Raw genomic sequence first — 12,265 nt, forward strand, 5'->3', positions numbered from 1 at the left:
GTATCATATGACCAAAACTGGCGTCCCGACGGGTGCCCGCCCGTAGAGATGAATGATGTCCTCATTGGTCATGCGGATGCAACCATTAGACACCGCCTGCCCAATCAGCCATGGTTCGTTTGTTCCGTGGATACGGAAATAAGTATCCTGTCCGCCGCGGTAAAGATAAAGCGCCGCCGCACCGAGGGGATTGTTCTCGCCGCCGGGAACACCACCTGCATATTGCGCCAAACGCGGCTTGCGCTCGATCATGCTCGCCGTCGGCGTCCACGATGGCCATTCAGCCTTCCGGCCAACAACGGCGCTGCCCTTAAGCGTGAGACCTTCCTCACCGACGGCAACACCGTAGCGTGTCGCGCGGCCTTCACCCTCGACATAGTAGAGACGACGCTCATAGGTGTTGACGACTACGCTGCCGGGCTGCTCGCTGCCCGAATATGCAACTTCCCGCCGACGGATGGGAGAACTCGTCGAGGAGAACGGATTCCCTATCGGCCAGCTCGCCGTAGTGCATCCAGAGGTCATCAAAGCGACACAGCCCAAGACAAGGCCACGGCGCGTAATATGGTCGTTATCCATCGTTACCTGCTAAGATTGGTGAGCCCTACTTCCTTCCTTTAGCATTCCGTGGTTTTCAGGCCAAGTCTCAACCCCACAGAGAATCTAAGCCTCCACAAATTGCATATGGGCGTATTAGTGGGCGGGCTCGGCTAACCCTTTCCATGCAAAAACCATCCTATCGTTGTATAAGTCTTTCATAAAGGTATCGCGGCGGCGCGCACCTCTTGCGGGAACAAGCACCAAAAAGCTAATTTGGACCGATTTCGCGCGCCGGCGCATCAGGGAATTTAGCGAGGATGCGCTGCCACATTGGCATTGCCTTGCTGCAGGGGGAGTATAACAGGAAACGATGAACCTTGGCTTCGAAGGAAAAGTAGCGATTGTCACCGGCGCCGGCTCCGGCATCGGCGCAGCCATCTCCCGCCGCTTGGCTGAGGAAGGCGCGCAGGTCGTCGTCACAGACATCAATGCCGAGGCAGCGGAGCGCGTTGCCGATGAGATTCATGTCCAAGGAGGCCTGTCGCGCCATTTCGCTGTCGATGTGACCGACGCGGCAGCGGTAGAAAAGCTGATTGGAACGGTTGTCGAGACGTGCGGCGGTCTGCATCTTGCCGTCAACAATGCCGGCGTTGATGGTGTTCGCAAGGCAACCGGCGACTACCCCCTCGACAACTGGCACAAGCTGATGGACGTCAACCTCAACGGCGTCTTCTATTGCATGAAGTACGAAATCGGAGCGATGTTCGCGGGTGGCGGCGGTGCTATCGTGAACGTCTCTTCAGTGCTCGGCACCGTCGCCTTGCCAATCGCATGCGCCTATACGGCAGCGAAACATGGCGTCGTAGGACTGACAAAGGCAGCTGCGATCGAATATGCTCGCCTGGGCATTCGAATCAACGCGGTCGGTCCTGGCTGGATCGAAACGCCGCTCTCGTCCGAACATCGCGACATTGCCAGCAGCCGACGCATGGAGGCGCTACAGCCCATGGGAAGGCGCGGCACGCCGGAAGAAGTGGCGGCTCTCGTCTGCTTCCTGTTATCCGAGCAGGCGAGCTTCATCACCGGTAGCTACCATCTCGTCGACGGAGCCTACAGCGCGCACTAGAGCTTCTCGGGGTTAAACTGAAGATTCCAGTCTAGTTCACGTCGTCAGGCAAAACAGGCAGGGCGGCGATCTCGATGCCCTCGTCCAGAAGCGCCTGCGCCTCATCCACTGTCGTCTGTCCGATGATCCCGCGAGCGTCGCTTTCTCCGTAGTGGATCTTGCGGGCCTCCTCGGGAAATCGCGTACCGACATCCTCGGAATTGGCCTTGATTGTCGCAACGGCCTCTTTCAGCTTTTGAAAAGCATCCCGACGCATCGTATCCATCGCCAGCGTCTGCATTTCGTCCTTCTTGCGCGCGGTCGATACCGAGGGCGCCATCAGGAGCTTGGAGATCGACGCCGAATTGCAGCTAGGACAGGTCAGGAAGCCGGATGCGATCTGGCGATCGAAATCGGCGCTTTCGGAAAACCAGCCTTCGAACTCATGGGCATTTTCACAACGCAGAGAATAACGGATCAAGCCGCGACGCCTCCTGCGACAACCCCCGCAACCCTCTCAATAGAGAAATCGCGACCGTTCTTCAGGTTCGGAATCTTGTCATGCGCGGCCTTGACGGCAGAGGGGTCAATGTCGGCGACGATAACGGCTTCGCCCTCCGGACCGGCTGACGCCAGCACCCTGCCCCATGGATCAACGATCATCGAGTGACCGAACGTTTCACGCCCGTCCTCGTGGCGACCGGCCTGAGCAGCAGCGACAACGAAAACGCCATTCTCGATTGCGCGCGCCCGCAGCAGGATTTCCCAATGAGCTTCGCCAGTCTGCTTCGTAAAGGCGGCCGGCACCGTCATCACTTCGGCTCCGGCGACAGCTTGCGCCCGAAAAAGCGCCGGGAAGCGGACGTCATAGCAAATCGCAAAACCCATTTCGGCAAAGGGCAGCGACAACACACGCGCCTCCGACCCCGGACGGTATGCCGCGCTCTCGCGCCAGCTTTCGCCATTGTCGAGATCGACATCGAACATATGAATCTTGTCGTAGCGATTGAGGATCTTGCCGTCGGGACCAAAGAGAAAGCCACGGTTGGCGAGCTTGCCGTCATCCAGAGCGATCGCGGTCGACCCCACATGCATGAAGATGCCCAGCTCTCTGGCGAGCTCCGAACCAGTGCGAGCGATGACATCGTTGCCCTCGTCGCGCAGCACAGCCTTGGCGGCGGCCCGGTCACGCTGCAGCATGCCGGTCATTTCCGGCGTCTGTATATAGGTCGCACCCTGACTGGCCGCCTCACGAACGAGGCGCACCATCGCCGCGGTGTTCCTCTCGGGATCGACACCGGAACACATCTGAATGGCAGCAGCCCTGAACGTCATTTCTCTTCCTTAGGCCGCGAGTAGCGGATCGAGCTCGCCGGCGCGATCCAGCGCGTAAAGATCATCGCATCCGCCCACATGCTGCTCACCAATGAAAATCTGCGGAAACGTCGTGCGGCCGTTGGACTTGCCGATCATTTCCTGGCGGAGATCAGGCGCGAAGGTCGCGTCGTGCTCGACGAAATCGACGCCCTTTTCGGACAACAGCGACTTGGCGCGCACGCAATAGCCGCAGGCTTGGCGCGTATAGATGGTGACGGGTGCCATTAGGACTCCAGACAAAATACAAGTTATCTTTTCGTCATATAGTTTCTGAAAGAGCCCTTGCAAAGGTCAAAACCGTGATGTCGGTCGCCCCCGCCTTGCGCAGAACCCTGGCCGCCGCCGCAACGGTGGCGCCGGTCGTGTAAACGTCGTCAACAAGGACGAGCCGCTTGCCGAAGACGTCGTTGTCCCGCGCCTTGGCGATCGCGAAGACACCGCGCACATTCTCCTCGCGCGCCTTTGCGCCGAGCCCCACTTGCGGGCGCGTCCGCTTGATGCGCAACAACGTGGCGGGCAGCAGCACCTTCCCGGATTGCTGTGCGAGATGACGGGCCAGTTCGGCCGCCTGATTGAATTTGCGCGAGAACATTCGGCTCCGATGCAGCGGCACCGGCAAGATGGCGTCGCAGCGCTCGACCATGCCGTCACTCGCCCGCAGCATCCATCCGGCCATCATCGGCGCGAGATCTGTTCGGTCGCGATATTTCAGGCCATGCACCAACTGACGCACCGGCTCGTCATGAAAAGCAGCGGATCGAAGTCGGTCAAAAGGCGGAGGATTGGCAATTGCCTCGGCGCTGAGGATACCCGAGCCAAGATCATGCGAGAATGGCACGCCCAGGACCTCGCAATAGGGCCGCTCAATAAAGCGCAGGCCAGACCAGCATTTCGAGCATAGACCGCTGTGGCGGCCGGTCGCGACACCGCAAACCACGCATCCCGGCGGATAGACGAGGTCGGCCAAAAGCTGGAAGGGACGCGTCAGGAGCGCCCCATTCAACTCCGCGGGCAATCGTAATCCCCTAAATCCCATCTGCCCCTCAACCCGTTACGCGAGACTAGCGCGTTTCGCGTCTGGAGAAAATCGCCTTGCGACACCCGGTTCGTGGGACTATGCACTGCCCATGGATATCATCTTCGACCAGCCCCGGATTGCTGCAAACCGGCATCGCGCGCTTCTCAACCATGACCCGAAGGCGACGTTTCTCCTTGATATCGCCGCAGAAGAATTGGGCGAGCGCCTCGCGGTGGTCGAACGGACGTTCGACCACGCTGTCGAATTGCATGGTGCGACCGGTGTTGCGGCCCGCGCAGCGATTTCAACCGGCAAGATCGGCAAACTGACCCGGGTCGAGAGCGAGCAGGCCTATGCGAAAGCAGAGGAGGCCTTCGTCAAGGCCACTCTCGAAGAGGTTCCTCTCGAGCCGCAATCCACCAATCTAGTGTTGGCGCCGCTCAGTCTTCACCTGACAAACGATACGCCAGGCGTCTTCATCCAGATTCGCCGCGCTTTGAAACCCGATGGTCTCTTTCTTGCGGCGATCCCAGGCGCGGGGACGTTGCAAGAGTTGCGCGACGTACTGCTGGCAACGGAGATCGAGCTTACCGGGGGCGCGAGTCCGCGGGTGATTCCATTTGCTGATGTGCGAGATGTCGGCGGACTGATGCAGCGCGCAGGCTTTGCCCTTCCCGTCATCGACGCCGAGACCTATACGGTGCGTTACGACTCGATTTTTCCCCTGATGAAGGACTTGCGGGCGATGGGGATGACCAATCCGCTCGTAGCGAGGAGTCGCAAGCCCCTGACACGCGCCTTCTTCCTACGGGCGGCGGAGATCTACGCCGAGCGCTATGCCGACCCGGATGGCCGGATCAGAGCTACCTTCTCGATCATCTATGTCTCGGGATGGGCACCGCACGAAAGCCAGCAGAAGCCGCTTCGACCTGGATCGGCGAAGGTCAGGCTCGCCGACGCGTTGAAGGTCGAGGAACACAAACTCAAGCAGTAGCGACCGCTCTTCCTAGTTCGGTAATGTGAGATAGTTGCCGACGCCAACGAAAAGGTCCGCGAGGCTACCGCTCATCGCTCCGAACCCAACGATTAGGCTAACCGCTATCAGCGATGCAATCAGGCCATACTCGATCGCTGTCGCGCCACGGATGTCAGCCAGAAATGCCCTTACTCTTTGCATTGCCCACCTCGGCGATCAAGCGGCAGTCGTCAAACACGTTGCGGCTGCCGCAGCAACAACGTCGGTGTCAGCAGCCAACCCCGCTTCCGTATCCCTGAACGACGCAGACCGAGCCAGGTGTCTCCTGAAGGACGCTCCGGCGGATCGTGTAGCGTTTGCCGTTCTCGGTCTTCGGAATCGAGCCGGTCGTCATTGTATCGAATTCAGATGGCGCGCTCGCAAAAACGCTCGACTTGGACTTGTCGGCAAGCATCGGCGTCAAGATCAAAGTCAAGGCTACAACAGCCGTGCCGAACAGCAGCGCGATGTTCAGCGCCCCCGTCCTGCTAGAGCCAGTCGAGGTCTGCTGCTTCTCTCTTACAGCTTTCCAGAAATCGTCGTCCATGCGTCAAGCCTTCTACACACACGCCAGTTGCTTGATTGAGGCCGATATTTGGCAGAAGGTGTTAAACGATCGATTAATATCCACACCCAAATTGGACGCTTGCGGAATAATAATCAGAAGTTCCTAAAGTAAATCCTGCAAGATCGGAATGAGTGGCTCGTCCGCGGGCGGCATCGGATAGTCGCGTAGAGCTTGCGGCTTCACCCACTTCAACGCCTGCCCCTCTTTCCCATGCGGAATTCCTTCATAGCGCCGGCACACATAGAGCGGCATCAAAAGGTGGAATTTCTCATAGGTATGGCTCGCGAAGCTGAGCGGCGCCAGGCAGGCGACCTTCGTCGTGATCCCCAGTTCCTCATGCAGCTCACGCACCAGTGATTCCTCGGGCGTCTCGCCCGGCTCGACCTTGCCGCCGGGGAACTCCCAAAGTCCGGCAAGTGATTTTCCCTCGGGGCGTTGCGCCAGCAGGATGCGTCCGTCCGAATCGATCAGGGCGCAAGCGGCAACAAGAAGGATGCTTCGGGCGGGCGTGGCGTCACTCATCGCGACGGCTCCTGCCGCCAATAGGAATAGCGATAGGCCTCATGGAAGCCGAGCCGCTCATAAAGCCCCAAAGCCGGAGAGTTCGTCGCTTTCACCTGCAACCAGGCCGAACGGGCGCTGCGCATTCTGGCCCAGCGCAAGGCGGAGGTCAGGATTTCCATCCCCAATCCCTCGCGGCGGCGCTCCCTGGCAACGGAAAGCGACATGATGCCGGCAAGGTCATTGTCTTGAACGCAAAGGACCGTTGCGAGTGGCCCCGTCTGCGTGTCCTCGATCATGAAGAGGCCTGACGGCGGCTTGATCGCGTTGATGATCTCTGCGAGCGCCGGCTTCAGCTTGGACGAGACGCCGTCGGTTGCCAGATTGGCATCCACGAAGCGGCCGATGTCATGGGTCGGCAAGTGATCGAGCGTATCAGGCAGCTCCGCATGGGCAAGATCGCAGGTCATCACGATCGTCTCGTCGAAGGATGACCATTGCTGCGCCCGAATAAGGTCGATCAGCACCGGTGAGGCCAGCGGTGTCTGACGAAGGACAGCCGGGCGGCCATAGGCTTCGAACTTGCGACTTGCCTTCGCCAGCCGAATTTCGACATCGCGGTGATCCGAAGGATCGAGCGGCACGATGGAGTTCAGCCGGTTGGACGGATGTCCCGCGGTCAGCCGCACCTGCCAGCTGCCGTCATACTGTACGGACGAGGCCGGCCAGGCGCGGAAACCGACGGCCTCCAGCCTGCGCACGAGCGGCAGATTTGGCTTCTTGGATAAAGTTTCAGTCAATGAAAGATCAGCTCCGGTAGTCACCGTTGATGGCGACATACTCCTTTGTAAGGTCGCACGTCCAGACCGTAGCGGTGCCGTTTCCGAGACCGATGTCGACCTTCACAGGAATATCCTGCTTTCTCATCACATTGGTTGCGGCTTCCTCGGAATAACCGGCGTCACGCTCGCCATTGACGGCGACACGCACATCGCCGAACCAAATCGCCAGCCGGTCGCGGTCTGCCATCTCACCCGACTTACCGACGGCCATGACAATACGGCCCCAGTTGGCGTCTTCGCCAGCAGCAGCGGTCTTGACCAGCGGCGAATTGGCGATCGACAACGCGATCCTCTTCGCAGCCGCATCGCTTTCGGCACCGGTCACGGTGATCTCCAGCATCTTCGTGGCACCCTCGCCGTCGCGCACGACCTGCAGCGCAAGATCCTTGAGAAGATCATTGAGCGCAGCGCGGAATGAGGCCAGGCGCGCATCATCGGCCTTCTCGACACGAACTTGACCATCTTCGGCAGCCGCGCCGGTAGCAAACAGCATCAGCGTGTCGGAGGTCGAGGTGTCGCTGTCGACCGTCATTGAATTGAACGTCGGATCAACACCCGCAGACAGGAGCGCCTGCAGGGCGGCGGGAGCGATATCGGCATCGGTTACCACGAAGGAAAGCATGGTCGCCATATCGGGAGCAATCATGCCGGCACCCTTGGCAATGCCGTTGATCGCCACCTTCACGCCGCCGATCTCCGCGCTGCGGGTGGCGACCTTCGGATAGGTGTCGGTGGTCATGATCGCCTTGGCGGCCTCGAACCAGAAGTCGCCGGTTGCATCCGCGTGCATCTGGTCGAGAACGCCAGAGAACTTCGTCGCGTCCAGCGGTTCGCCGATGACGCCGGTGGACGCGAGGTAAACCTCGCTCTCACCGCAACCAACGGCAGCCGCTGCCGACTTTGCCGTCAAGGCAGTCGCCTCACGCCCCTTCAGGCCCGTAAAGGCATTCGCATTACCGGAATTGACGACGACGGCGCGCGCGGTGCCATGCGGCAGGTTTGCGCGGCAAAAATCGACCGGTGCAGAGGGGCACTTCGAACGCGTAAAGACGCCGGCGACCGCTGCGGGCTTGTCGAACACCATCATCAGCACGTCGGTGCGGTTCTTGTACTTGATGCCGGCCGATGCAGTGGCCATGCGCACGCCGCGCAAGGCGGGCACGGTGGCATAGGATTTCGGAGCGAGCGGAGAAACGGAACCGGACATGGCGATCGACCTGATGGCTGGAAGGATTTTCAGGGCGAAGTATAAGCCGGCTCGCCCTGCGGAAATACGACAACTGCTATAGGGAAGGGCCCGGAAGAACCGGGCCCTAAACTTTGGATCTTACTGCTGCGGCTGCGCGGCGGGCGGTTCGTCGCCCGGCTGCGGCTGCTTGTTGGCGTCGTCGTAGCCCTTGCGCAGTGCTTCGTCGGTAATGTCGACCTTGGACTTTTCCTTGGCAGCGGCGAGAAGCGCAAGATACTTGTCACGCATGACGAGTTGGCGAACCTGATCCTTGACCTGATCGAAGGCCGGCGGAGGTGCGTCCCGCTTATCCTCGACGAGGATGACGTGATAGCCGAAATCGGTCTTCACGGGCGTCTTGGTGTAGGTGCCCTTGTCAAGCGCGAAGGCGGCCACTTCGAATTCCTTGACCATGCGGCCCTTGGTGAAATAGCCGAGATCACCGCCGTCAGCCTTGTTCGGATCGGTAGACTTTTCCTTCGCCAGATCCGCGAAGTTCTTGCCGGCGTCGAGCTGCTTGATCACGTCCTTGGCCTCGTCCTCGGTCTTCACGAGGATGTGGCGTGCGTGCACTTCTTCCTGCTTCGGAAGTGCCGCGACTTCCTTGTCGTAGCGCGCCTTCACTTCAGCGTCCGTGACCGTGTCAACAACCTGCTTCTTGAAGTAGGCGTTGTGCAGTTCGCGATCGGCGAGATACTGCATGCGCTTCTTGAATTCGGCGGTCTGGTCGAGCTTCTCGGCAATCGCGTCCTGAGCCAGCAGCTTGACGTCGATGGCGGCGGACAGCGCGGCGATTTTCTTCTGGTCGTCTGGCAACTGTGCCAGCTGCGGGTCGAGATTGGCGACAGCCAGATCGAGGTCGGACTGATGAATTTCGACATTGCCAACCTTGGCAATGACGGCATCCGGCTTGTCTTCCGCGTAGACCGGCGCCTGGAACGCAACAAAGGTTGCGAACGCCATCACAGCGATTTTGTTGTAGTTCAACATCAAATAACCCTTCACAGTTACACCCACCGGCTTCAGCTTCGTGAATTCAGCCTGAAACAGCCATCAACACTGGAATGTGGCCTTTGTATATCAGCCAAATCCGTTGACATCATTCGACCCCCCTCTTATCTGTCACGCAACCTCGCGTCCAGAACAGTTTCCTGGCGTTTCGAGACGTGTGCCTGAAATTCGGCTGGGCAGCGGATTAAGAAAAGCCGGGGGATATTATTGAGAAAGGACCAGTCATATGGTCAGCTTTGGCGGTATAGCCCGCAAAATATTTGGCTCTGCCAATGATCGCCGCGTGCGGTCCTTCCAGCCGAAAGTCGCAGCCATCAACGCCATCGAAGAAAAAACGAAGGCATTGAGCGACGAACAACTGGCTGCCCAGACCGTCGAATTCCGCAAGATGCTGGCTGACGGCAAGACGCTCGATGACATCCTTGTGCCTGCGTTCGCCGTTGTTCGCGAGGCTTCGCGCCGTGTTCTCGGCATGCGACCTTTTGACGTACAGCTGATCGGCGGCATGATTCTCAATGATGGCGACATCGCTGAGATGAAGACCGGTGAAGGCAAGACGCTTGTCGCGACCCTGCCGGTTTATCTGAACGCACTTGCCGGCAAGGGCGTGCACGTCGTTACCGTAAACGACTACCTCGCCCGCCGCGACGCCGCGACCATGGGCAAGATCTACGGCTTCCTCGGCCTCACCACAGGCGTCATCGTCCACGGCCTGTCGGACGAAGAGCGTGCTGCCGCCTATAACTGCGACATCACCTACGCGACCAACAATGAACTCGGCTTCGATTATCTGCGCGATAACATGAAGTACGAGAAGAACCAGATGGTCCAGCGCGGCCACAATTTCGCGATCGTCGACGAAGTGGACTCGATCCTCGTTGACGAAGCGCGCACGCCGCTGATCATCTCCGGTCCGCTCGACGACCGCTCCGATCTCTACAACACGATCGACGCCTTCATCCCCCAGCTAACCGAGGGCGACTACGAGATTGACGAGAAGCAGCGCTCGGCCAACTTCTCCGAAGTAGGCACGGAAAAGCTGGAAAACCTGCTCCGTCAGGCCGGCCTGCTGAAGGGTGCCTCGCTCTACGACATCGAGAACGTTGCGATCGTCCACCACGTCAACAACGCCTTGAAGGCACACAAGCTGTTCCAGCGCGACAAGGACTACATCGTCCGCAATGACGAGATCGTCATCATCGACGAATTTACCGGTCGCATGATGCCCGGTCGCCGTTACTCGGAAGGCCAGCACCAGGCGCTGGAAGCCAAGGAAAAGGTGACGATCCAGCCGGAAAACCAGACGCTGGCGCAGATCACCTTCCAGAACTACTTCCGCATGTACGACAAGCTCGCTGGCATGACCGGTACGGCGCAGACGGAAGCCGAAGAATTCGGCAACATCTATGGTCTCGAGGTCGTCGAAGTGCCGACCAACCTGCCGATCAAGCGTATCGACGAGGACGACGAGGTCTACCGGACCTTCGAAGAGAAGTACAAGGCGATCATTGCCGAGATTGCGGACGCGCAGACGCGCGGCCAGCCGGTTCTCGTCGGTACCACCTCGATCGAAAAGTCGGAACTTCTCGCCGAGCTGATGCGCAAGCAGGGCTTCAAGGACTTCCAGGTTCTCAACGCCCGCTACCACGAGCAGGAAGCCTACATCGTCGCCCAGGCCGGTGTGCCTGGCGCGGTGACGATCGCCACCAACATGGCAGGCCGAGGCACCGATATTCAGCTCGGCGGCAACCTCGAAATGCGTATCGAGCGCGAACTTGGCGAGGTCGAGCCCGGTCCCGAGCGTGACGCCAAGATCGAAGCGATCCGCGAGGAGATCAAGCAGCTCAAGGAAAAGGCACTCGCCGCCGGTGGCCTCTACGTCATCGCTACCGAGCGCCACGAGAGCCGCCGCATCGACAACCAGCTGCGCGGTCGTTCCGGTCGCCAGGGCGACCCGGGCCGCTCGAAGTTCTACCTGTCGCTTCAGGACGACCTGATGCGTATCTTCGGCTCCGACCGCATGGACGGGATGCTGCAGAAGCTCGGTCTCAAGGAAGGCGAAGCCATCGTCCATCCCTGGATCAACAAGGCGCTGGAGCGTGCGCAGAAAAAGGTCGAGGCTCGTAACTTCGATATCCGCAAGAACCTTCTGAAGTACGACGACGTTCTGAACGATCAGCGCAAGGTGATCTTCGAACAGCGCCTCGAGCTGATGGAATCGGCGAACATCTCCGAGACCGTCTCCGACATGCGCCGCGAGGTCATTGAAGACCTGGTCGAAAAGCACATCCCGGAACGCGCCTATGCCGAGCAATGGGATGCCGCTGGCCTGAAGGAACGGACCGCTGCCCTGCTCAACCTCGATCTGCCGGTTGAAGACTGGGTCAAGGAGGAAGGCATCGGCGAGGACAATATCCGCGAACGCCTGACGGAAGCGTCGAACGCGGCCTTCACAGAGAAAGCTGAGCGTTTCGGCGACGACATTATGCACTATGTCGAGCGCTCGATCGTCATGCAGACGCTCGATCACCTCTGGCGCGAGCATATCGTCAACCTCGATCACCTACGCTCCGTCATCGGCTTCCGTGGCTATGCTCAGCGCGATCCGCTGCAGGAATACAAGTCGGAAGCGTTCGAGCTCTTCACCTCGCTGCTCAACAACCTGCGTGAAGCCGTCACTGCCCAGCTGATGCGCGTCGAACTCGTACAGCAGGCGCCAGCCGAGCCGGAACCGCCGTTCATGCAGGCTCATCACCTGGATCCGGATACCGGCGAAGATGATTTTGCACCGGCCTTCCAGGCTTCTGAAGTGACTGTTGCCCCGGAAAACCGCAATCCAGCCGATCCGTCGACCTGGGGTCACGTCGGCCGAAACGAGCCCTGCCCTTGCGGCTCGGGCAAGAAGTTCAAACATTGCCACGGCGCCTTCGCACAGGCCTAAGCCAGCAGCAAACGTTCTGAAAATGCCGCCTTCGGGCGGCATTTTCTTTTGTGGAAACAGCGCACCGCATTAAGCGCCGACGCACGGCTACAACCGTTTCTTAACGCTGCTCTGCCAAG

General features: G+C 59.6%; 14 protein-coding genes. 3 read left to right on the forward strand and 11 right to left on the reverse strand.

The window, feature by feature from the left end:
- Positions 1-3: 3 nt before the first annotated feature.
- The gene (locus FHX16_RS06415) at positions 4-579 is read right to left on the reverse strand and encodes a L,D-transpeptidase (protein ID WP_183755301.1); all 576 of its coding nucleotides are present in this window, start codon (positions 577-579) and stop codon (positions 4-6) included.
- A gap of 331 nt (positions 580-910) precedes the next feature.
- On the opposite strand from FHX16_RS06415, the gene FHX16_RS06420 reads away from it, so the two are divergent.
- Positions 911-1,666 (forward strand): SDR family NAD(P)-dependent oxidoreductase, encoded by a 756-nt coding sequence (locus FHX16_RS06420; RefSeq protein WP_183863585.1) that lies wholly within the window; start codon positions 911-913, stop codon positions 1,664-1,666.
- A gap of 31 nt (positions 1,667-1,697) precedes the next feature.
- Here FHX16_RS06420 and FHX16_RS06425 read toward each other — a convergent pair whose 3' ends face one another.
- From FHX16_RS06425 to FHX16_RS06440, 4 genes are read right to left on the reverse strand one after another with little or no spacing between them, the layout of a single operon-like run.
- Positions 1,698-2,126: a DUF1178 family protein gene (locus FHX16_RS06425; protein ID WP_183755299.1), complete on the reverse strand. Its 429-nt coding sequence runs from the start codon at positions 2,124-2,126 to the stop codon at positions 1,698-1,700.
- On the reverse strand, positions 2,123-2,980 hold the full coding sequence (locus FHX16_RS06430; protein ID WP_183863587.1) for a carbon-nitrogen hydrolase family protein: 858 nt from the start codon (positions 2,978-2,980) through the stop codon (positions 2,123-2,125). Before FHX16_RS06430 ends, FHX16_RS06425 begins: the two co-directional genes overlap by 4 nt.
- A gap of 9 nt (positions 2,981-2,989) precedes the next feature.
- Positions 2,990-3,247 carry a glutaredoxin 3 gene (gene grxC, locus FHX16_RS06435; RefSeq protein WP_016556387.1) on the reverse strand — a complete coding sequence of 86 codons (258 nt, stop codon included), beginning with the start codon at positions 3,245-3,247 and terminating at the stop codon, positions 2,990-2,992.
- A 34-nt stretch (positions 3,248-3,281) separates the two neighbouring features.
- Positions 3,282-4,037 (reverse strand): ComF family protein, encoded by a 756-nt coding sequence (locus tag FHX16_RS06440; protein WP_405049261.1) that lies wholly within the window; start codon positions 4,035-4,037, stop codon positions 3,282-3,284.
- 112 nt (positions 4,038-4,149) lie between these two features.
- Between FHX16_RS06440 and FHX16_RS06445 the strand changes: the two genes are divergently transcribed.
- Positions 4,150-5,034 (forward strand): methyltransferase domain-containing protein, encoded by an 885-nt coding sequence (locus FHX16_RS06445; protein ID WP_183863591.1) that lies wholly within the window; start codon positions 4,150-4,152, stop codon positions 5,032-5,034.
- A gap of 12 nt (positions 5,035-5,046) precedes the next feature.
- Here FHX16_RS06445 and FHX16_RS06450 read toward each other — a convergent pair whose 3' ends face one another.
- The 6 genes from FHX16_RS06450 to FHX16_RS06475 form a co-directional block, all read right to left on the reverse strand.
- Positions 5,047-5,217, reverse strand: coding sequence for a Flp family type IVb pilin (locus FHX16_RS06450; protein WP_183755295.1), 171 nt, complete (start codon positions 5,215-5,217; stop codon positions 5,047-5,049).
- A gap of 67 nt (positions 5,218-5,284) precedes the next feature.
- Entirely contained in the window at positions 5,285-5,602 is a 318-nt protein-coding gene (locus FHX16_RS06455) for a hypothetical protein (RefSeq protein WP_016556391.1), read from the reverse strand.
- 123 nt (positions 5,603-5,725) lie between these two features.
- The gene (gene mutT / locus FHX16_RS06460) at positions 5,726-6,145 is read right to left on the reverse strand and encodes an 8-oxo-dGTP diphosphatase MutT (protein ID WP_183755294.1); all 420 of its coding nucleotides are present in this window, start codon (positions 6,143-6,145) and stop codon (positions 5,726-5,728) included.
- Positions 6,142-6,963: a GNAT family N-acetyltransferase gene (locus FHX16_RS06465; protein WP_405049262.1), complete on the reverse strand. Its 822-nt coding sequence runs from the start codon at positions 6,961-6,963 to the stop codon at positions 6,142-6,144. The genes mutT and FHX16_RS06465 overlap by 4 nt, the downstream gene beginning before the upstream one ends.
- Complete coding sequence (argJ, locus tag FHX16_RS06470; protein ID WP_183755292.1) at positions 6,932-8,173, reverse strand: bifunctional glutamate N-acetyltransferase/amino-acid acetyltransferase ArgJ; 1,242 nt, start codon at positions 8,171-8,173, stop codon at positions 6,932-6,934. Before argJ ends, FHX16_RS06465 begins: the two co-directional genes overlap by 32 nt.
- A gap of 120 nt (positions 8,174-8,293) precedes the next feature.
- On the reverse strand, positions 8,294-9,184 hold the full coding sequence (locus FHX16_RS06475; RefSeq protein WP_183863595.1) for a peptidylprolyl isomerase: 891 nt from the start codon (positions 9,182-9,184) through the stop codon (positions 8,294-8,296).
- A 247-nt stretch (positions 9,185-9,431) separates the two neighbouring features.
- On the opposite strand from FHX16_RS06475, the gene secA reads away from it, so the two are divergent.
- A complete protein-coding gene (gene secA, locus FHX16_RS06480) occupies positions 9,432-12,146 on the forward strand; it encodes a preprotein translocase subunit SecA (RefSeq protein WP_183863597.1) in 2,715 nt (904 codons plus the stop codon).
- Positions 12,147-12,265: the final 119 nt, after the last annotated feature.

Origin of the sequence: Rhizobium sp. BK661, assembly GCF_024808825.1 — a bacterium.
Classification (GTDB): Bacteria; Pseudomonadota; Alphaproteobacteria; order Rhizobiales; family Rhizobiaceae; genus Rhizobium.